This is a genomic window from Nocardia sp. GP40 (genome assembly GCF_050434125.1).
Classification (GTDB): domain Bacteria; phylum Actinomycetota; class Actinomycetes; order Mycobacteriales; family Mycobacteriaceae; genus Nocardia; species Nocardia albiluteola.
Genome location: NZ_JBNPVW010000001.1, coordinates 495,855 through 515,062, shown reverse-complemented (window position 1 = coordinate 515,062; position 19,208 = coordinate 495,855). Strand labels below are relative to the sequence as shown.

Below are 19,208 nucleotides of genomic sequence, written 5' to 3'. Positions count from 1 at the left end.
AGCGGGTCGGGACAGTTGCGGCGATCTTCACCGCGGCCGCCTCACAGCCCGGATTGCTTGGTGCGCACCATGATCGCGCCGCACTCGGGGCAGCGGATCACCTCGTCCGGTGCGGCCTTGGCGATCCGGGCGATCTCGCCGCGGTCCAGTTCGATGCGGCACGCACCGCAGCGGCGGGCCTGCAGCAGGGCCGCGCCGACACCGTGCTGAACGCGCTGGCGGTCGTAGACCGACAGCAGTTCGTCCGGGAAGGCGCTGACCAGCTTCTCGCGGTCGGCGGCGCAGCGCTGCGCGGCCACGTCGAGGTCGGCCAGGGCCTCGTCGCGGCGGCGCTGCGCCTCGCCGAGATCCTCCTCGGCCTTGGTCAGGTTGGCGCCGGTGTGCTCGTGGTCGGCGACGGCGGCCTCGCGCCGCTCCATCACCTCGAGCAGGTCGTCCTCGAGTACACCGCGGCGGCGCTCCAGGCTGCCCAGCTCGTGCTGCAGCTCGGAGAGCTGTTTGGCGCCGACGGCGCCGCCCTCGAGCATGCCCCGGTCCCGCTGCTCGCGCTTGCTGACGCCGTCGATCTCGTTCTCCAGCTTGCGGATATCGCGATCGAGGTCGTCGAGCTGGATCTCGACCTTCACCGCCGCGTCCTTGCGGGTGATGCGTTCGGCCTCGAGCCGCTGCACCTCCTGCTCCTCGGGCAGCACCTTGCGGCGATGCTCGATCCGCGTCACTTCGGCGTCGACCGCGGCGAGGTCGAGCAGCTTGGCCTGGATCGATTGTTCGACATTCAACGCGGGAAGTACTCCTCAGCACTGTGGACTGGTGCGGCGCGGGCCCGGGTGGGCCGACACCGAAGGTCCCACGGTACTCCGCGTGCACCCGCACACACCTCCCCGCCACCCGTTTCGCCCGGATGGCAGCAGATAATTCGGCGGAGGCCGAAGCGATCATGTGACACGCTCGACCCGTGAGTGTCCATCATTACGAAGTCGAGGTCCGCTGGAGCGGCGCGACCACCGATTACCGCTCGTACTCCCGCAACCATGAGGCCCGGGTCCCGGGACGACCGCCGATTCCGAGCACCGCCGACCCCAAGTTCCGCGGCGACGAGTCCCGGTGGAATCCGGAACAGCTGCTGGTCGCGTCGCTGTCCGAATGCCACATGCTCTGGTATCTGCATCTGTGCGCCGAGGCCGGCATCGTGGTCACCGACTATCACGATGCCGCCGCGGGCGTGATGGACAACGTCAGCTTCCGATCGGTGACCCTTCGCCCCCGGGTGACGATCACCGACGCCGCGCGCGCTGACGCGGCCCGCGAGCTGCACACCGAGGCGCACAAGCGCTGCTTCGTGGCCAACTCGATGAATTTCCCGGTGACGCACGAGCCGCAGATCGTGACCGGAGCCTGACGCCAGGGCCGGGGCGCCCGTTCAGTCGTCCGCGGCGCCCACGGTCCAGGGGTCGGTGCGCAACGCGCTGACCCGAGTCTCGAGCCCCGGCAGCGCCGCCTTCACCACACCCGCGGCCTGGGCGCACCACGGGTACTCGGTGGCCCAGTGGGCCGCGTCTATCAGCGCCGGGCCGCCCGCACGCAGATGTTCGTCGGCGGGGTGGTGGCGCAGATCCGCGGTCACGTAGGCGTCCACACCGAGCCGGGATACGGCGCCCAGAAAGGAATCTCCCGCGCCGCCGCAGACCGCGACCGAGGCGATCCGCCGGTCGGGATCGCCCGCCGCGCGCACCCCCCAGGCGGTGGCGGGCAGCGCGGCGCGCACGCGAGCGGTGAAGCGGCGCAGCGTTTCCGGCTCCGGCAGCTCGCCGACCCGGCCCAGGCCCAGACCGGTCGGCAGGCTCGCCCGCTCGGTGACGTGATAAGCCGGTTCCTCGAACGGATGCGCGGACCGCAACGCCGCGAGCATCGCGGCCCGGGCCGACGGCGGCGCCACGACCTCAATCCGCTCCTCGCTCACTCGCTCGAGCGCACCGATCGTCCCGATCGCCGGTTCGGCGCCCGGCAGCGGGCGGAACTGCTCGACGCCCGGCATCCGCCAGCCGCATTCGCGATAGTCGCCGCTAGCGCCCGCCCCGGCCGCGAACAGGGCCGCCAGCACCGCGTCCGCGTCCGCGGGCGGCACGTTGACGGACCAGAGATCCACGGCCGCGGCGGATTTCGACTCGAGCGGGCCGGTGACGCGCAGCCCCAGCGCCTGCGCGAGGGCATCGGAGACGCCGGGATCCGCGGAGTCCGCGTTGGTGTGCGCGGTGAACAGCGCGCACCCGTTGCGGACGAGCCGGTGCAGCAGTGCACCCTTCGGCGTATCGGCGGCGACGGTGTCGACCCCGCGCAACAGCAGCGGATGGTGCACCACCAAAGCCTGTGCGCCCCAGTCGATCGCCTCGTCCACGACCGCGGCCGTCGCGTCGACCGCGAACAGCACCCGCGTCACCGTCTCCCCCGGATCGCCGCACACCAGCCCCACCGAATCCCACTTCTCGGCCAGCCGCGGCGGATAGGCGCCGTCCAGCACCCCGATCAGCTCTCCCAACCGCACCTGCGTCACCGCGATACCTCCTCGACTCCGGTCATCCCCGACTCATCGCCCATCCAACACGGCCTCGCCGGGCGCTCATCATCCATCGTCCCGTACCGCCCGAATGCCTGATATCGTCTCGGCATCCACGCCTGCTCGCCCACTGCCGCAAGGGGTTTCGGGCCCACGCCCGGATCACAGCCCGACTTCGCGCAGGGCAGCGATGAGCCGGTCGACCTCGGCTGGGGGGCGGACCGCTAGGCGCAGGTGGCCGGGGCCCAAACCGGGGAAGGTGTCGCCGCGGCGGACCGCGATGCCGGTCTCGGCGAGGCGCTTGCGGAGCAGTTCGGCGTCCGGGACGCGGATCAGGACGAACGGGGCGCGGGCGGGTTCGTGCACCGCGATGCCCAGCGCACGCAGGCGCGGGATCATTTCGGCCCGGTCGGCGGCGATATCCCGTGCGCGAGCGTGTGATTCGGCGACCGCGTCCGGATGCGCCGTCGCCGCGATCGCCTCCAGCTGCAGGGTGCCCAGCGGCCAGTGCGCGCGGCCGTGCCCCAGCCGGGCCAGCAGCGCCGGCGGTCCGAGGAAGTATCCGCAGCGCAGTCCGGCCAGCGCCCAGGTCTTGGTGAGGCTGCGCAGCACCAGCACGTCCTCGAACGGCTGTGCCGCAAGCGATTCGGGCTCGCCGGGCACGGCGTCGGCGAATGCCTCGTCGACCACGACGAGGCGCCCGGGCCGCCGCAGCGCGCGAATCGTCCGCGCGGGGTGCAGCACCGACGTCGGATTCGTCGGATTGCCCAGCACCACCAGGTCCGCCGCCTCGGGAATCAACGCGGGATCGAGTTCGTACGGCTCGGGCAACACCACCCGGGTCACCGCCACCCCGGCCTCGCGAAGCGCCAGCTCCGGTTCGGTGAACGAGGGATGGACGACCGCGGCAAGCCCCGCGGCCAGTCGCGGCAGCATCGCGAACCCCTCGGCGGCCCCGGCCAGCAGCAGCACCTCCTGCGGGGTGCGCCCATGACGCGCCGCGACCGCCGACCGGGCGGCGGCCTCCTGCTCCTGCCCCGGATAGCGCCCCAGCTCCCCCAGCCTCGCCGCCAGCCGCGCGCGCAACCATCCGGGCGGCCCGCTGCCCTGCACGTTGACCGCGAAGTCCAGCATCCCGGGGCGCGCGTCCACGTCTCCGTGATGCCGAAGCTTCGCCGGATCCACCTCACCTGGATCACCCGCACCGCCTAGCGCTCCGTACCCTCCTTCGGCGGTCTCGGCGGCAGCGTCCGATCCGGCGACCGTCGAGCGCGCGGGACCGGCATCGGTTCCCGAGGGCACGTGCGGCCCCTCGCTCCCGGCGTCCCATGCTCCGGCGCGCGCCGACAGAAGCCCTGGTGAGGGGCTCGTCGGCGACTGCGGCTCGGGTGTGGCCATGGTGTCCTCGGGCACAGCCGTCCACCCTACGTGGCCACCGCAGGCAGCGAACCGACACAATGGCTATTGTGGGCGAGCTGCACGTGACATTCATCTGCACCGGGAACATCTGCCGGTCGCCGATGGCCGAGAAGATCTTCGCCGCGTCCGTCGAGCGGGCCGGGCTCTCGGATCGGGTGCGCGTGAGCAGCGCCGGAACCACGCCCTGGCATGCCGGCGAGGATGCGGATCCCCGCACCACCGCGGTCCTGGCGCGGCACGGCTATCCGACCGGGCATGTGGCGGCGGTCGCCGGGCCCGACCACCTCCGGGCCGATATGGTCGTCGGCCTCGATCGCGGGCACGACCGCTACCTGACCCGCAACGGCGTACCGGCCGCGCGCCGCCGCCTGCTGCGCAGCTTCGACCCGGACGCCTCGACCACCGACGTCGAGGATCCGTACTACGGCGACGATCGGGACTTCGAGCGGGTCCGCGAGGAGATCGAGGCCGCCGTCCCGGGACTGCTCGACTGGGTGCACGACCAGCTCGGTGAACCGCGCGAGGCGCCACGGCGACAGGGCGAACCGCAATGAGCGTGCTGCGCCGGCTGACCTTCCTGCTGCGACCCAGCTGGGCGATTCTGGCCATCGTCGTGGCCGCCTTCGCGTACCTCTGCTTCACGGTGCTCGCGCCATGGCAGCTGGGCAAGAACATCTCGACCTCGCACCGCAACAACCTGATCGCCGATTCGGTCCGCGCCGCGCCCGTCGAGGTCACCACGCTGCTGAACACCCCGAACGCCAAGGACACCGAGTGGCGGCGCGTCACCGCCGAGGGCAGCTACGTGCCCGGCTCGACGGTGCTGCAGCGGCTGCAGCGCCTCGACGACAAACCCGCATACGGCGTCCTGACGGAGTTCCGGCTGCCCGACGGCCGCACCCTGCTGGTCGATCGCGGCCTGCTCGGGGCCCCCGACGGCGCACATCTGCCGGTGGTCACCGCTGCGCCGCCGGGCGCGGTGCGGATCGAGGGTCGCGTGCGCAAGTCCGAGGGCACGATTCCCGGCAAGGAGCCGATGACCGAGAACGGCTACCGGCAGGTGTATTCCATCGACACCACCCAGCTCTCGACCGTGCTCGGCACCCCGCTGAGCGGTATTCCGACCGGCGGCCCGGGCGGTTACGTGCAGCTGGGCGACGGCCAGCCGGGCGCGTTCACCCCCGAGGCGCTGCCGCAACTCGACGCCGGACCGTACCTGTCCTATGGCCTGCAGTGGATCGCATTCGGCGTCATGGCCCCGCTCGGCCTCGGCTACTTCGTCTACGCCGAGATTCGCGAGCGCCGACGCGAACGCGGGACGAGCGAGACGCCCTCGACTCCGGTCCCGGCCGAACCCGCCTACGCCGCAACCGATTCCACGGACGGCGTCCCCGAACCGGCCCCCACGGACCAGCCCCCGGAACCCGCCGCGGCGACCCCGACGCCACCGCCTCGGACCAACGCCGACCGCCTCGCCGATCGTTACGGCGGGGCCCGTCGCTGATCCGGCAGAACCTCGGCCGGAACAGCGGCTCCTTCGCCGGCCGACCGGTCGAGCCCGACATCGCATGGCCCGCACCGGCATTCGGAGTCGGCCGGCCGTCGAGCCGATCGGCGCCCTCGCGCCTTGGAGTCGGCGTCGTGGCTCAGGCCGTGCGTGAGGGAGACCCGGGATAACCACTACGCCAGGGCTGTTCAGCGCTAGCAAACACTCGGCATCGAGTCCCCGCCGCTCGTTCCCGAAAAATGATCAGCCAAACGTCAATGAACCGTTAAAGTTGTGCCAGGCGGGTCGGGAAGTCTGGTCGACGATTTCATCGTCCATGTCACGAGGTTTTTCCATGCCCTTATCCCCACCACCTCGATCGATTCCGTTCTCCGCCATCGGATCTCGTTCGGGTCCGGTACCCGCCGCATTGGCGCGGTCGCGATGAGCGCGGTATCGCCGTTCGCCGCCGCCGTCCTCATCGCCGCCCTCGTGGGCCTGGCGGCCGTGCTGTCCAATCGGCTGGGGCGATGGGTTCCGGTACCCGTGTCGGCACTGTTCCTGGTGGGGGCGGCACTGGCCTCCGATATCTGGCCCAGCCTCGAGACCATTCCGTTCGATGCCGTCGAGCAGGTGGTCACGGTCGCGCTGGTGGTGATCCTGTTCGACGGCGGCATGCAGATCGGCTGGCGGCAGTTCCGGGCGAACGCCGGCGCGATCGCGTGGATCGGCGTGGCCGGAACGCTGGCGACGGCCGTGGCGCTGGCGCTGGCCGCGCACACCCTGTTCGGCCTGGGCTGGCGGATCGCGCTGCTGCTGGGCACGGCACTGTCGCCGACGGATCCGGCGGTGGTGTTCTCGGTGCTGGGCCGTCGCGAGATCGGCGGCCGCAGTGGGGTTTTGCTGCAGGGCGAGTCCGGGGCCAACGACCCCGTCGGGATCGCGCTGCTGGTCGTGCTGCTCACCGCGACGCGGGTCGATATGCGGTCGGTCGGGGCGGTGGCCACCGGGTTCGCCGTGCAGATCGTGGTCGGCGCGGTGGTGGGCCTGGTGGGCGGGCTCGGGCTGCTGTGGTTCATGCGGCGGGTACCGCTGCCCGCGGCCGGGATGTATTCGCTCCGAGTTCTGATGTGCGCCATGGCAATCTACGCCGCCACCACGCTGGCGCACGGATCCGGATTTCTCGCCGTGCTGGTCGCGGGCGTGGTGATCGGGGGGCAGCGCGCGCCCTATCGCGCGGAGATCGAGCGATTCCATTCGGCGCTGGCCAATCTGGGCGAGATCGTCGCATTCGTCATGCTGGGCTTCACCATTCAGGTGACCGGACCGCACGGGGTCGTGCAGGGCGGCGCCTGGTGGATCGGGCTGGGCCTGGCGATACTGCTGATCGTGGCGATTCGCCCCCTGCTGGTCGGCGCGCTGACCTGGCGCATCCGGCTCGAGCGCGGCGAGCGGCTGTTCGTCCTGTGGACCGGGCTCAAGGGCGCGGTGCCGATCCTGCTGGGCAGCTTCATCGTGCACGCCGGGGTGCCGGACGCCCAGCGGGCCTACGAGATCATCTTCGTGGTGGTGGCCTTCTCGGTCGTCGTGCAGGGCAGTGCCGTGCCGATCCTCGCGCAGCGGCTCGGGCTGCCGCTGCGGACGGTGAATCCGCGGCCCTGGACCATGAATGCGCGATTCGAGGAGGAGCCCGAGAGCCTGCACCGGTTCACCGTGGCGGCGGGTTCGACCGCCGACGGCGCCACGGTCGCGGGACTGTCCTCGGAGGATCTCTGGGTGAGCGTGATCATCCGGCGCGGCCGGTTGGTGACCGTCACCCCGGAGACCCGGCTGCGCAGCGGCGATGAGGTGCTGGTGCTGGCCGAGCCCGCGGCCACGGCCGTCGTCGCCGCGCTGTTCCGGACCGATCCGCTTGGGCCGCACGCTCTTTCACGCGGTCCGACCGCCACGGGCCGCCGCTACTTCCGCTCGGCATCGCTCTGGTTCGAGCGGCTGGCGCCAGGCGGCTCGCAGTGACTGCGTGTGATTCATCGGCCGTCCCAGGATCGGTCCCCGCCGGTCGGCGCCCCGATCGTGGCGGACATAGGAGTTGTAGAACCCCAGGATCACGATGCCGCCCCACGCGGTGAGAAACACACCCACCCCGGGGGCGCCGATGCACAGCCCGAGGAATATGGCCGCCCACACCACCAGCAGTACCGCATCGAGAACTTTCCCCATCGAATCCCCGCTTTCCCGGCGGCGGATTACCGCCGACAACTGGGAGTTTATGCCGATGTAACACGGCCAGGTTTACATCCGGACGGAATCAATACGCGTATTTGCCGCTCCCCTCGACCACCGAACCGCGGACGCCGACGCAGCGCCGCACGACATTGCGGCGGTGGTCCGGCCAGGTACCTGTCGGGCATGACACCGGCGTACTCGCGTCGGCCGATGCGACGCCGCTGTCAGAAGGCGAGGGCTGCGGCTGCCGCTGTACACGCCGCGGCGCATTGAACGGCCGCGGACAGGCGCACGGCGCGGCGCAGATCGGCGACGTGGGGCGCGGGACCGTCGCCGAGGGTGGGGCGGATCTCGATGCCGTGCCGGTACTCCGTGCGTCCGCCCAGGGTGATGCCGAGCGCACCGGCCATCGCCGACTCCGCCACGCCCGCATTGGGACTCGGATGCTTTCCGGCATCGCGGCGCCAGGCGCGCAGCGAGGCCGCGGGGCTGCCACCGGCGAGCGGGGCCAGCGCCGCGGTCAGTGCGCCACTGAGCCGGGCCGGGAGCATATTGGCCAGGTCGTCGGTCCGGGCGGCGGCCCAGCCGAAGTCGCGGTAGCGCTCGTTGCGGTAGCCGATCATCGCGTCCAGCGTGTTCACCGCGCGGTAGCCCAGCAGGCCAGGAATGCCGGCGATCGCACCCCACACCAGCGGCGCCACGGTCGCGTCGGAGGTGTTCTCGGCGATGGATTCGACTGCGGCACGGGCCAATCCGTCCGCATCGAGTACCTCGGGATCGCGCCCGCACAGCGACGGCAGCAGCGCCCGCGCCCCGTCCACATCGCCCGCCTCGAGCCGATCCGCCATCTCCCGTCCGGTCCGCGCCAGCGTCGTCCCGCCGAGCACCGTCCAGGTGGCCAGCGCGGTCAGCGCGGCCGAGGCGACGAACCGCGCCGCCGCATCGCCACCCCGCGCGGAGCCCGCCCGCTGCGCCACGACGCCGACCAGGACCGTTCCGCCGACAAGCACCGCCTCGTGCATCACTCCCGCACCCCGGCTCGCGCGATACGTCCGCGACTCCAACGCCGCAGCGGCCGAACCGAATCCGGCCACCGGATGCCACCGCCGCGGATCCCCGAGCATCCGGTCCAGCGCAAACCCCAGCACCAGCCCCACTGCCGTCGACCACCGCGTACTCACCGAGCGAGGGTAACCCGGACGACCGACTCCACCGGTACTCCCTGTCCGCCGCAATCACCGCCGGTCCGATCCGGCGGGCCCAGTCCGCCGGACCGGACCCAGCAGGCCATGCCCGACAGGTGCAGCGGGCCCGGCTCGGCGGCCGGGTCCGACAGTCCGGGCCCAGTTGGTCGAATCCAGCGGGCCGAGTCCGGCAGGCCCGTCCCGGCGGGACGGGTCCGGCGGGACGGGTCCGGCGAGACGGGTCCGGCGAGTCGAGTCCGGCGAGTCGAGTCCGCCGGATCCGGCGAGTCGAGCGAGCCGAGTCCGGCGGGTCGAATCCAGCGGGTCGAACGCGCGAGCACCGGCCGCGGTGAGTTCCTGTCGGAGTAGGCCGATAGGCTCACCACAGGTGTGCGACGGACGTTAGGGATGCTGGCAGTGACTACCGATAACCCCGACGATGTCGATGGGATCGACCGCGCGGAGCTGGCGCGCCGGTTCGAGGAGCATCGGCCGTATCTGCGGCGGCTGGCATACAGCACGCTGGGCAGTCTCACCGATGCCGACGACGTGGTGCAGGACGCGTGGCTGCGGCTGCAGCGATGGCACGAAAATCGTTCCCCCGGTGAGCGAATCGACAATCTGCGCGCCTGGCTGTCCACCGTGACGGGCCGGCTGGCCCTGGATCAGCTGGGTTCGGCGCGCGCCCGCCGTGAGCAGTACGTCGGCGAATGGCTGCCCGAGCCGGAGGTCACCACCATCGACGATCCCGCCGACCGCATCACCCAGGACGAGCGGGTGACGACCGCCCTGCTGGTGGTGCTGGAATCGCTGACCCCGGCCGAACGCACGGCCTTCGTCCTGCAGGACGTCTTCGGCATGTCCGGACCCGAGGTGGCCGAGGTGGTGGGCCGCACCCCGGCGGCGGTGCGCCAGCTGGCCTCGCGCGCCCGCAAACACGTCGAGCAGGGCACCCCGCGCTTCCCGGCCAGCCACGACGAGCAGAAGAAGGTGGTCTCGGCGTTCGCGCTGGCGTGGCGCTCGGGCGACCTGAGCGCCCTGCTCGGCGTCCTGGACGAGAACGTCCTGCTCACCGCCGACGGCGGCGGCAAGGTGCCCGCCATCCGCCAGCCGGTGCGCGGCGCCGAGCTCATCGCCAAGATGTTCCTGGGCTGGTACCGCGCCGGTGCGGGCGCGTGGGGCCGCATGGTGGAGGTCAACGGCACCCCCGGGCTGCTGGTCTTCGACGGCACACACACCGGCGTGTTCTCGTTCACCATCGACAACGGCAGCATCACCGCGATCAACGCCGTTCGTAATCCCGACAAGCTGCGCAATCTGCCGACAGAGGGTGAGCCGGACTGGTACCTGTGACGGCTGGGTCGGGCTCCCGGCTTCCTCACGCCCCGGACGGCCCGCCGATCGCGACGAGCCCGTGTGCCTGCGCGACCTCGGCCGACAACAGGTGTCCCGCATCGGCAGTCAGCCCGTGGCCCAGGCCCGGGTGGGAGCGGCACGCCGCGCGCCAGCCGTGATCGGCGATCGCGCGGACGTACGGCAGGGTGGCGTTGGTGAGCGCCACGGTCGCCGTGTACGGCACCGCGCCGGGCATATTGGCCACGCAGTAGAACAGCACGTCGGCCACGCGGAAGGTGGGGTTGTCGTGCGTGGTGGGATGCGAGCTCTGAAAGCATCCGCCCTGGTCGATGGCGATATCGACCAGCACCGAACCGGGCCGCATCCGGGCCACCAGGCTGTCGGGCACCAGTTGCGGCGCCCGTGCGCCCGGCACCAGTACGGATCCGATCACCAGATCCGCGGCGAGCACCGCCCGTTCGACCTCGGCGGTATTGGATCCGACGGTGGTCAGCCGGCCACCGAAGCGGGCATCGAGCTCGCGCAGCCGCACCAGATTCGTGTCGAGCACCGTGACGTGCGCACCCATCCCGACCGCGACGGCCGCGGCGTTGGAGCCCGCGACGCCGCCGCCGAGCACCACCACCTCGGCCGGGCGAACTCCCGGCACACCGCCGAGCAGCACCCCGGAGCCACCGTTCGGGGACATCAGATGATGCGCGCCGGCCTGGACGCCGAGCTTGCCCGCGACCTCGCTCATCGGCGCCAGCAGCGGCAGCGATCCGGCGGGACCGCGCACGGTCTCGTAGGCGACCGCGGTGATCCCCGAGCGCAGGACTGCCTCGGTGCACTCCCGGGACGCGGCCAGGTGCAGATAGGTGAACAGTACCTGTCCTGCCCGCATCCGCGAATATTCCGGTGCGATGGGCTCTTTCACCTTCAGCACCAGTTCGCCCTCGCGCCAGGCCTCGTCGGCCGAGGGCACTATCCGTGCACCGGCGGCGAGATATTCGGCGTCCGGGAATCCGGATCCCTCCCCCGCGCCGGTCTCGACGAGCACCTTGTGCCCGTACCTGCTCAGCTCGCCCGCACCCGCCGGAGTCAGTGCGACCCGGCGCTCCTGTGGTTTGATCTCGCGCGGCACCCCGATTCTCATACCGCCATCGTCGTCCACCACCCACCCACACGCCACGATCCACGCCCGCGATTCGCAGATTGGCTACCAGAAGGCAACTGCGCGACCGCAATCCTCACCACAGTGGACAGCTTCCCGAGGCGTCCGTACGGCGTACGACCGGGGCGCGGGTAGGTTGACGATCATGATGATTCAACTGGGTGAGCACAGTCCGCAGGTCGACGAGTCGGCGTGGATCGCGCCGAACGCGACGGTGATCGGGCGGGTGCGCCTCGGTGAGCAGGTCGGCATCTGGTACTCGGCGGTGCTGCGCGGCGACCTGGAGGACATCACGATCGGCGCGCGGACCAACATTCAGGACGGCTGCGTGCTGCACGCCGACCCCGGCTTCCCGCTCACGGTCGGCGCCGGAGTCTCGGTGGGGCACAACGCGATCCTGCACGGCTGCACGGTCGGCGACGACGTGCTGGTCGGTATGGGCGCCACCGTCCTGAACGGCGCGGTGATCGGTGCCGGCAGCCTGATCGCGGCCAACGCCCTGATCCCCGAGAACGCCCAGATTCCGCCCGGCTCGCTGGTCGCCGGCGTGCCCGGCAAGGTCCGGCGCGAGCTGGGCGAGGCCGAGCTGGACCGGATTCGCCTCAATGCCGCGGTCTATCTGAACAATCTGGCCGTGCACCGCGACGGCATCCCGGTGTGACACATCACACACACGCCGGGACCGTGCGGAGAACTCTTGCTAGCATCGTCCCAGCGTGCCCGTGGTCCGGCCCGCGGAGCCGAGTCGGCAGGCGGGACACGGCAATTCCGTTCCGGGGGCGGCACGCGAGCGTTGGGCAAGGAGGTTTCACGGTGTCGTACGAGCAGAACGGTATGCACCGACCCACGGGGCGAATCAGTGTGGCCGATATTGCCGCACAACCGGGGGGCATCGAGGCGCTGCAGCGCCGTGTTCACGAATTGCGCTCCAGTGGAATAGATTTCGCTGCCAATGCGATCGAGCGAGAGATGGCGGCGCTGAACCTGCGCTGAGTGGGCGGGACGGTCGCCGTGGTGGTGCGCGGCCGGTGAGACAATGACTCTCCATCCATTCCGCCGTCCCCCATCGAACGCAGCCCCCACCGATCGACTGGAGTCCCGATGCCGTCTGTACCCCCCATCCTGGCGCGGATCCTGGAGAAGCCGCGGGCCGACGGCGAGCAGCTGCTCGAGAGCGCCCTGTCCGCATTCCTGGACTTCGGCATCAAACGCACCAGCATGGGCGAGATCGCCCGGCGCGCGGGCATCAGCCCGGCCACCCTGTACCGGCGCTTCGAGTCGAAGAACGAGCTGGTCGAGGCGGTCGGCGTGCGGGAGGCTCAGCAGTTCATCGCCGATATCGACCGGCGCGTACAGGACATCGCCGACAACGAGGATCAGCTGGTCGAGATCTTCGTCGTCTTCATCACCGCGCTGGCGCGCAACGAACTGTTGCAGCGGCTGCTGCGCACCGAACCCGAGCTGATCCTGCCGCGGCTGACCATCGAGGCGGGGCCGGTGCTGGCGGTCGGTCGCGCCTATCTGGCCGACAAGCTGCGCGGCCTGCAGAAGGTCAACGACGAGTTGGACTTCGACGCCGAGCTGGTCGCGGAGGTCATGGCGCGGCTGGCGCAATCCCTGGCGTTGACCCCCGACGGCCTGATCCCACTCGGCGACGAGCACGCCGCGCGCGAATTCGCCCGCAGCACACTGCTACCGATGCTGCGCGGGCACCGGCGCTAGGGCGCCGGCAGGTCCGCGCCGACGCCGAATGCCGCATTCACCCGCTCGTCGAGGACCCGTTGGTCCGGATCGACACCGGCGTCCACGCAGGCACGCACCCACGCCGCCAAGGCGACAGCGGACGAGGACGAAGGATCCGGAACCGGTAGCCGCGCAACGTATTGCGTGATCCACCGCCGCCGCCCCGCATAGAGCCGGTTGCCGCACACCGCATCGTAGAAGCGCAGCCCCAGCGCCGAATTCGCCACCCCCATCAGCAGATAGGCGAGCGCATCGCTGCCGATGTCGGGAAGCGACATCCAATAGCAGTCGCCGTTGACGATCGCTCCGCTCCGATCCAGCGCAAAGCGCGGCGCGACACTGATATCGGGAAAGACCAGCTTGGGATGCCGCCACAGATGCGGTCGCTGCGGCACCCAGATCTCGAACCATTCCCGCCCGCCCATGGTCACGTAGTCGCGGGCGGCCAGCGCGTCCTTGTGCTCGGCGAGATAGGCCGCGGCCGCGGGGAATTCGGCCAGGTCCACCGGGGTGCGCCGCTGCCGGTTCACGTCGTAGGGGTACAGCACCCGGGTCGGATGCGCCCGCGTGATCCGCCACGGCGCGAGGTCGTGGTGGGTCAGCAGATCGAACAGCAGCTCCGATTCCGGCCGCGGCCGCCGCCGCTCCCAGTCGTCGGAGATGAACACCCGGTCCGCGGTCGTCTTGATGCCCACGCGGATTCGCGCCACCTCGCCGAACGTCCGCCAGGTGCCCGCGCGAACCTGGCGCAGCCAGGCGTCGATCCCGGGCCGGGACATCCGCCACGGAGTCGCGGGATCCACCACCGATTCGCCGCCCGGCGCGGAACCCCCCGCGTCACCGGGAGATCCGCCCGGCCCGGGGAACTCACCGGGGTCGAGCAGGCCCGTCTCGATCACGATGTGGCGGCCGTCGTGCCGCACCGAGCAGTCCCGCGCCGCCGACAGCGCCGCGAAAAGATCCGTCCCGCAGCCGGGTTCGCCGTCGGCCTCGTAGGCGGAGACGTAGCGACAGGGGACGCGCAGCGGCGCCCGCACCGCGACGGTGACCGCGGGCAGCACCGCCGCCTCGAACAGCTTGGTGTCACCGAGATCGTAGAGTTCGACCGGGGCCAGCTCGGCGCGCAGCAGGGCGCGCAGATTGGCACCCGCCCTCGTGGTCAGAAAGCGGTTGGCACACAACAGGCCCAGTACGCCGCCCGGCCGCAGCAGCCGGGGAACACTGGCCACGAAGGGGTGGGTCAGATCGATCCGCCCCCGCAGGCCGAACCGGGTGCTGAGCATCCGGGCGGTCGCCGCGCCCAGCTGCTGGGTACGGACATAGGGCGGATTGGTGATGACCGCATCGAAGGAGTGCTCCTCCAGTTCCGATGCCGCACACAGGAAGTCTCCGACGCGCCAGTCGACGGACAGCCCGGCCGAGCGCTCGCGCGCCACGGCCACCGCCTCGGGATCGAGGTCGTATCCGGTCAGGCACAGCGCAATCCCGGGAAATCGCCGCGCGGCGGCCCGATGCACCGCCAGCAGCAGTTCACCGTCGCCACACGCGGGATCCAGGATCCGCAGCCGTCCGTGCGGCACAACGTGTTCCAGCATCCGCTCGGCGAGGAACTCGGCGAGCCGGACCGGGGTGTAATGCCTGCCGTGCCGCTTGCGCACCCCTGCCCCGGCGGCCGCACTCACCCGCCGGTCCGCCGCGCGCCCGCCCCGGCCGTCCATACCGGCACATTCTGCCCGGGACAGCCCGCGAAGTCCGGGTGACGAGCCGATACGCTGCCGAGTGGAGCCACAGATGCTGGCATGTCAGCCGAAAGCGAGCCCGAATTGCCGCCGCCCACCGACCGGATGAGGTTCGTCGTCACGATCGCGCCGCCGGCGTCGTACCGGTACCGGGAGGCATTTCGCGAGGTGGCCGAGACCGTTCATGCCGCGCTGCTGCACCTGGGCCACGTCAGCATCCTGTCCGACGACCTGCGAATCCCCAACCGGCGGCACATCGTATTCGGCAGCAACACGCTGTCGTGGTGGGACCTGGAGGTTCCGGACGACGCCATTCTCTACAACCTCGAGCAGATCGTGCCGGGATCGAAGTGGGCGCAGGACGAATTGCTGGCGCTGTTCCGCCGCCACACCGTCTGGGATTACAGCCGGTACAACGTCGCGGCGCTCGCGGCGGCGGGCGTGCGGAACGTCCAGCACGTGCCGATCGGCAGCGTGCCGGAGTTGGAGCGAATCCCGGCGGCCCCGGTGCAGGACATCGATGTGCTGTTCGTCGGCGAGCCCAACGACAGACGGCGCGCGCCGATCGAGCGACTGCGTAAGGCCGGGGTGAACGCCCGGGCGGTCAGCAACGTCTACGGCGCATCCCGGGACGCGCTGTACGCGCGGGCGAAAATAGTCCTGAACATCCAACTACGACCTGCGGGTCTTCGAAATCGTCCGGGTCTCGTACCTGCTGGCCAATGGCATCTTCGTGGTGTCCGAGGACTGCGTGAACGACGACGAGACCGCGGAATTCTCCGATGCGGTCGTCTTCACCGGGTACGACCGGATCGTCGAGACGTGTCTGCGCTATCTCGCCGATCCCACGGCCCGAGCCGTCCGTGGCGCCGCGGGCCGGGAGATCATGCGGCGCAGGCCGGCCGCGCGGTACCTGCACGACGCCGTCCTGGGGCTCCGCGCCGCACCGGACGGCCCTCGCCTCGACCGGGCCGTCGACCCGGCCGAGGCGCCACGGCTCAGCCGAGGCTGAAGGGCTTGCCCCAGAGCGTCTGCGTGGAGTCCATGACGTTGTCCTGGATGACGATCGTGGTGTACGAGCGGGCCTCGGCGTATCCGGCGCAGCCATCGATCGAGATCGTGTGGTCGACAAACTGATTGGTGCCGGAGGTCCCGGTGAAGTTGTAGACCTGGATCTGCTTGGTGGCCACCTGGCCCGGCTTGAGCGTGATCGACATCGATGGGTCCGTGTACGGCGTCGGGGTCGAACCGTTGAAGGTCACACCGCTGTACCCGGTGCCGACCGTCAGTCCGCCGCCGCCACCACCGCCGCCGCCCCCACCGCCGTTGCCGTTGCCACCCCCGCCTCCGCCGCCCCCACCGCCGTTGCCGTTGCCGACGGCGTCGTTACCGCCGCCCTGATCCCCGCCGCCGTCGCCGTTGCCGTTCTGCGAGTTGTTGTTCTGCCCGGAGGAATCCCCGCTGGCGTTGGCGTGCACACCGGACCCGAGATCGATCTGGCAACCGACGAGGTAGCCGGTCTCGATGTGCCCGCCGGTGACCTTGATGTTCGCCGGCGCCTTGGCATTCACCGTCGACACCGCCGAGACCCACGCGTTGCGCGAGAGCGGGCTCGCGGCCATCGATCCGGAGATCGTCGCGCTCTCCCCGGTTCGGTCGACGTGCACCTGCACCCCGTCGTGGGTGGTGTACCCGGCATGGCCGTCGGGCAGCGGCACGCGCGTGTCCGCGTCGGCCGTCCCCGCGACGAGCAGCAGCGGCACGCACGCGCCCGCCACGATCGCACTCCCCAGCGCACCTCGCACGGCACGGTTCCTCTCCTGCGGGCCGAATATCTTTGCGGCGCCGGCGTTCATAGCAAATCTCGTCCCCATCGCGATCACCCGATACTGAACGGCTGGCCGTAGAGGGTCACCTCGGCGGTGCCGCGGTCGTTGGTGACGGTCAGCGTGCTGTAAGCACGTGCCTGCGCATATCCCGCACACCCGCCGACCTGCACGCCGCGGTCGTGATATTCGACGCCGATCGCGCCCGCCTTGGGGTCGATCTTCTTGGTGTCGAACTTGACCTGTGCCACGGCGCCGGGCACCAGGTTGATGCTGGGCACGATCTCCGGCGTCGCGCTGCTGGGGCTCACATACATATCTCCGCCGAGCGAGAGCCCGCCGGACAGGTCGACCTGGCAGCCCACCAGATATCCGGTGACCAGCTGACCGCCGGTGGCACCCGGGACAGTGGCGAAGACGGTGGCGGACATGCTGGCGGTGCGCGAGAGTCCGTTGAAGGCGATCGACGGGGAGATGACGGCCTGTTCGCCGGTGCGGCTGAAATCGACCGGAATTCCAGTCGCGGTCGTCAGGGCTTGTCTGCCGTTGGGTAGCGGTACCACGGTATCCGCATGCGCTGCGCCACATCCGAGCAGCACCACGGCCAGCCCCGCCCCTCCGCGCGTGAGCCAACGACCGGCTCCGGTAACCAGATTCATATTTCCTTCATCAGTCGGACGACTGGCAAAAATCCATATGCCAGGGCAAACGCAGCCTACGCTCGTTGATCTAGGTAAGCGTCAGCTGTGAATCAGCCGGGAATTCGCGGTGAGCGGGATCGAATCGATGGCTTTCCGGAACAGGATGCCAGGTCATAGCCGTGTACAGAATTGACCGGAGAATACTCCGTTCCATCCGGCGAGAATAGCCGACCCTCCGGTCCGCTATTCGGCGAGAAATGCGCGCGCGGCCGCGATCTGCCCGCCGCGCGCCATCATGATTTCCACGATGCCGCGGCGCGCCTGGCCCGCCTCCACCGAGATTGTCACGTAGCGCCCGGCGACAAGGGTCTTGCCGGCCTCGGCCCCGGCGGCCCGCGCGACGAACTCCTCCGCGTCCACCACCGTTCCCGCGGGCCATTCCAGCACCGCCCCCGGCGCCAGCGCCGCGCGCACGGCCCGGGCATTGCCGCGCGCGGCCTGCTGCAGCAGCTCGGTCGCCTTCCGCCGCCCTGCCGGGCCGACCCGCACGAATCCGCGCGCGAAACCCAGGGCGCCGCCCACTCCCTGATTGCCCAGCAGCTGCGGGGTCAGCTTCGCCCCCGCGGCCAATCCCCGCGGGCCGGCGCCGAGCAGCTGCGCGATCATCGTCGGAAGCTCCCAATGCGCGTGCAAGGTAACGATTTTCAGCTCGCCCCCCACCCGCTCGACGTCGTACCGCAGATGCATCGGCACCCGCAGCGTGACACCGGTGGACATGGTGGTCTCGATATCCAGATCCCGGTAGACGGTCATCCCGCACACCACATCGTTCTCGACGAAGAACGCGATGCCGTTGGGCCCGATGAACGTGTCGTAGAAGCGCTCGATCGCCGCCCGCCCGGTATGCGGGCGCGATCCGACCGGATCCTCGACGGTGGCGCCGGGCGCGAACAATCCCACCCAGGCGGCGCGGTCGTGTGCGGCCACGGCCCGAGGCGACGCCTCGACGGTGGCCAGGAGTTCGGCGGCGGATGCGTTGGCGGACATCATTTCCCTTCGTGACGTGGGGCGACAAGCCCATGAACCAACCTATAACCTGTTCTATTTCGTGTGGGGTGAACGAGTGTAAATTCATTACCTCTCGGGCCCGGCAATCGGGCAGACTGGCGGCCATGGGTCTGCGTACAGCGCCGGCGGGGGCGGGAACTCGCACGAAGTCATGGCTGCGGCCGAGACGACTGCTGAGCATCGCGGCGGTGGCCGCGCTCGCGGCGGTGGTGGTGGCCGGCGCCTCGATCGGATGGATCCGATATCGCGCGCACGGCCTGGAGTACTCCACGGCGACCGTGCCGTCCTCGGACGTGGCACTGGTGCTGGGCGCGGAGATCTACCCGGACGGGCGGCCCTCCCCCTATGTCGCCGCCCGGCTCGACCTTGGTGCGGACCTGCTGCGGGCGGGCAAGGTGAAGGCGCTGCTGCTGTCCGGCGACTACGGCCACCGGGACTACGACGAGCCCGATGCCATGCGCAAGTACCTCGTCGGCAAGGGAGTGCCCGCCGACAAGCTCGCCGTCGACTACGCGGGCTTCGACACCTACGACTCCTGTTCGCGGGCATACCGCATCTTCGGTGTACGCCGGGCGATCGTTGTCACCCAGGACTTCAGCGTCCCGCGCACCGTCGCACTGTGCCGCTCGGTCGGCCTCGAGACCACCGCGGTCGGCGACCACACCCAGGCGCACAACCTGACCTACGACAAATGCTGGGTGCGCGACCAGCTCGCGGCCACCAAGGCGATCTATTCGATTGTGGTGCAACCCGATCCGATCCTGGGCCGCCAGGAGACCACGGTCCGCGACGCGATGGCCGCGAATCGGTAAC

At 70.4% G+C, this 19,208-nt stretch carries 20 protein-coding genes; 10 read left to right on the top strand and 10 right to left on the bottom strand.

Annotated features, from left to right (window positions below):
* Positions 1–41: 41 nt before the first annotated feature.
* Positions 42–779 (bottom strand): zinc ribbon domain-containing protein, encoded by a 738-nt coding sequence (locus ABH933_RS02155; RefSeq protein ID WP_429414523.1) that lies wholly within the window; start codon positions 777–779, stop codon positions 42–44.
* Between the two features lie 176 nt (positions 780–955).
* On the opposite strand from ABH933_RS02155, the gene ABH933_RS02150 reads away from it, so the two are divergent.
* A complete protein-coding gene (locus ABH933_RS02150) occupies positions 956–1,399 on the top strand; it encodes an OsmC family protein (RefSeq protein WP_215923682.1) in 444 nt (147 codons plus the stop codon).
* Positions 1,400–1,420: 21 nt separating this feature from the next.
* Here the strand turns inward: ABH933_RS02150 and ABH933_RS02145 are convergent, their stop codons facing one another.
* Positions 1,421–2,551, bottom strand: a complete 1,131-nt coding sequence (locus tag ABH933_RS02145; RefSeq protein WP_429414520.1) for a Nif3-like dinuclear metal center hexameric protein — start codon at positions 2,549–2,551, stop codon at positions 1,421–1,423.
* Between the two features lie 165 nt (positions 2,552–2,716).
* The gene (cobC, locus tag ABH933_RS02140; protein WP_429414517.1) at positions 2,717–3,967 is read right to left on the bottom strand and encodes an Rv2231c family pyridoxal phosphate-dependent protein CobC; all 1,251 of its coding nucleotides are present in this window, start codon (positions 3,965–3,967) and stop codon (positions 2,717–2,719) included.
* A 44-nt stretch (positions 3,968–4,011) separates the two neighbouring features.
* Between cobC and ABH933_RS02135 the strand changes: the two genes are divergently transcribed.
* Both ABH933_RS02135 and ABH933_RS02130 read left to right on the top strand, forming a co-directional pair.
* Positions 4,012–4,527, top strand: a complete 516-nt coding sequence (locus ABH933_RS02135; RefSeq protein ID WP_429414515.1) for a low molecular weight protein-tyrosine-phosphatase — start codon at positions 4,012–4,014, stop codon at positions 4,525–4,527.
* Positions 4,528–4,532: 5 nt separating this feature from the next.
* The gene (locus tag ABH933_RS02130; protein WP_429415690.1) at positions 4,533–5,477 is read left to right on the top strand and encodes an SURF1 family cytochrome oxidase biogenesis protein; all 945 of its coding nucleotides are present in this window, start codon (positions 4,533–4,535) and stop codon (positions 5,475–5,477) included.
* Between the two features lie 246 nt (positions 5,478–5,723).
* Here the strand turns inward: ABH933_RS02130 and ABH933_RS02125 are convergent, their stop codons facing one another.
* A complete protein-coding gene (locus tag ABH933_RS02125) occupies positions 5,724–5,858 on the bottom strand; it encodes a hypothetical protein (RefSeq protein ID WP_429414512.1) in 135 nt (44 codons plus the stop codon).
* 45 nt (positions 5,859–5,903) lie between these two features.
* On the opposite strand from ABH933_RS02125, the gene ABH933_RS02120 reads away from it, so the two are divergent.
* On the top strand, positions 5,904–7,475 hold the full coding sequence (locus ABH933_RS02120; protein WP_429414509.1) for a cation:proton antiporter: 1,572 nt from the start codon (positions 5,904–5,906) through the stop codon (positions 7,473–7,475).
* Positions 7,476–7,909: 434 nt separating this feature from the next.
* Here the strand turns inward: ABH933_RS02120 and ABH933_RS02115 are convergent, their stop codons facing one another.
* The gene (locus ABH933_RS02115; RefSeq protein WP_429415687.1) at positions 7,910–8,809 is read right to left on the bottom strand and encodes a cobalamin biosynthesis protein; all 900 of its coding nucleotides are present in this window, start codon (positions 8,807–8,809) and stop codon (positions 7,910–7,912) included.
* Positions 8,810–9,286: 477 nt separating this feature from the next.
* Between ABH933_RS02115 and sigJ the strand changes: the two genes are divergently transcribed.
* Positions 9,287–10,222 carry an RNA polymerase sigma factor SigJ gene (sigJ, locus tag ABH933_RS02110; protein ID WP_429414506.1) on the top strand — a complete coding sequence of 312 codons (936 nt, stop codon included), beginning with the start codon at positions 9,287–9,289 and terminating at the stop codon, positions 10,220–10,222.
* Between the two features lie 25 nt (positions 10,223–10,247).
* On the opposite strand, the gene ald is transcribed toward sigJ, so the two are convergent.
* Positions 10,248–11,360: an alanine dehydrogenase gene (gene ald, locus ABH933_RS02105; RefSeq protein WP_429414503.1), complete on the bottom strand. Its 1,113-nt coding sequence runs from the start codon at positions 11,358–11,360 to the stop codon at positions 10,248–10,250.
* A 163-nt stretch (positions 11,361–11,523) separates the two neighbouring features.
* Between ald and ABH933_RS02100 the strand changes: the two genes are divergently transcribed.
* From ABH933_RS02100 to ABH933_RS02090, 3 genes are all read left to right on the top strand, one after another.
* A complete protein-coding gene (locus tag ABH933_RS02100; RefSeq protein WP_429414500.1) occupies positions 11,524–12,039 on the top strand; it encodes a gamma carbonic anhydrase family protein in 516 nt (171 codons plus the stop codon).
* Between the two features lie 152 nt (positions 12,040–12,191).
* The gene (locus tag ABH933_RS02095; protein WP_215923696.1) at positions 12,192–12,371 is read left to right on the top strand and encodes a hypothetical protein; all 180 of its coding nucleotides are present in this window, start codon (positions 12,192–12,194) and stop codon (positions 12,369–12,371) included.
* A 108-nt stretch (positions 12,372–12,479) separates the two neighbouring features.
* Positions 12,480–13,100, top strand: a complete 621-nt coding sequence (locus ABH933_RS02090) for a TetR/AcrR family transcriptional regulator (RefSeq protein ID WP_429414496.1) — start codon at positions 12,480–12,482, stop codon at positions 13,098–13,100.
* Here the strand turns inward: ABH933_RS02090 and ABH933_RS02085 are convergent.
* Positions 13,097–14,839 (bottom strand): Eco57I restriction-modification methylase domain-containing protein, encoded by a 1,743-nt coding sequence (locus tag ABH933_RS02085; RefSeq protein WP_429414493.1) that lies wholly within the window; start codon positions 14,837–14,839, stop codon positions 13,097–13,099. The two genes, ABH933_RS02090 and ABH933_RS02085, sit on opposite strands and share 4 nt — an antisense overlap.
* Positions 14,840–15,611: 772 nt before the next feature.
* On the opposite strand from ABH933_RS02085, the gene ABH933_RS02080 reads away from it, so the two are divergent.
* The gene (locus tag ABH933_RS02080) at positions 15,612–15,872 is read left to right on the top strand and encodes a hypothetical protein (RefSeq protein ID WP_429454910.1); all 261 of its coding nucleotides are present in this window, start codon (positions 15,612–15,614) and stop codon (positions 15,870–15,872) included.
* On the opposite strand, the gene ABH933_RS02075 is transcribed toward ABH933_RS02080, so the two are convergent.
* The 3 genes from ABH933_RS02075 to ABH933_RS02065 form a co-directional block, all read right to left on the bottom strand.
* A complete protein-coding gene (locus tag ABH933_RS02075; protein WP_429414487.1) occupies positions 15,859–16,665 on the bottom strand; it encodes an MspA family porin in 807 nt (268 codons plus the stop codon). The genes ABH933_RS02080 and ABH933_RS02075 overlap by 14 nt on opposite strands.
* 74 nt (positions 16,666–16,739) lie before the next feature.
* Complete coding sequence (locus tag ABH933_RS02070; protein WP_429414484.1) at positions 16,740–17,345, bottom strand: MspA family porin; 606 nt, start codon at positions 17,343–17,345, stop codon at positions 16,740–16,742.
* Between the two features lie 225 nt (positions 17,346–17,570).
* Positions 17,571–18,374 (bottom strand): nuclear transport factor 2 family protein, encoded by an 804-nt coding sequence (locus ABH933_RS02065; RefSeq protein ID WP_215923702.1) that lies wholly within the window; start codon positions 18,372–18,374, stop codon positions 17,571–17,573.
* A gap of 125 nt (positions 18,375–18,499) precedes the next feature.
* Between ABH933_RS02065 and ABH933_RS02060 the strand changes: the two genes are divergently transcribed.
* On the top strand, positions 18,500–19,207 hold the full coding sequence (locus ABH933_RS02060) for a SanA/YdcF family protein (protein ID WP_215923703.1): 708 nt from the start codon (positions 18,500–18,502) through the stop codon (positions 19,205–19,207).
* Position 19,208 lies beyond the last annotated feature (1 nt).

What these genes read in the sequence shown, in the direction of transcription:
- ABH933_RS02135 (WP_429414515.1), top strand. Translation starts at nt 4,012, where the DNA reads ATGGCTATTGTGGGCGAGCTGCACGTGACATTCATCTGCACCGGGAAC.
- ABH933_RS02125 (WP_429414512.1), bottom strand. Translation starts at nt 5,858, where the DNA reads ATGGCGGAGAACGGAATCGATCGAGGTGGTGGGGATAAGGGCATGGAA.
- ABH933_RS02120 (WP_429414509.1), top strand. Translation starts at nt 5,904, where the DNA reads ATGAGCGCGGTATCGCCGTTCGCCGCCGCCGTCCTCATCGCCGCCCTC.
- ABH933_RS02115 (WP_429415687.1), bottom strand. Translation starts at nt 8,809, where the DNA reads ATGCTCGGGGATCCGCGGCGGTGGCATCCGGTGGCCGGATTCGGTTCG.
- ald (WP_429414503.1), bottom strand. Translation starts at nt 11,360, where the DNA reads ATGAGAATCGGGGTGCCGCGCGAGATCAAACCACAGGAGCGCCGGGTC.
- ABH933_RS02100 (WP_429414500.1), top strand. Translation starts at nt 11,524, where the DNA reads ATGATGATTCAACTGGGTGAGCACAGTCCGCAGGTCGACGAGTCGGCG.
- ABH933_RS02090 (WP_429414496.1), top strand. Translation starts at nt 12,480, where the DNA reads ATGCCGTCTGTACCCCCCATCCTGGCGCGGATCCTGGAGAAGCCGCGG.
- ABH933_RS02085 (WP_429414493.1), bottom strand. Translation starts at nt 14,839, where the DNA reads ATGGACGGCCGGGGCGGGCGCGCGGCGGACCGGCGGGTGAGTGCGGCC.
- ABH933_RS02070 (WP_429414484.1), bottom strand. Translation starts at nt 17,345, where the DNA reads ATGAATCTGGTTACCGGAGCCGGTCGTTGGCTCACGCGCGGAGGGGCG.
- ABH933_RS02065 (WP_215923702.1), bottom strand. Translation starts at nt 18,374, where the DNA reads ATGTCCGCCAACGCATCCGCCGCCGAACTCCTGGCCACCGTCGAGGCG.
- ABH933_RS02060 (WP_215923703.1), top strand. Translation starts at nt 18,500, where the DNA reads ATGGGTCTGCGTACAGCGCCGGCGGGGGCGGGAACTCGCACGAAGTCA.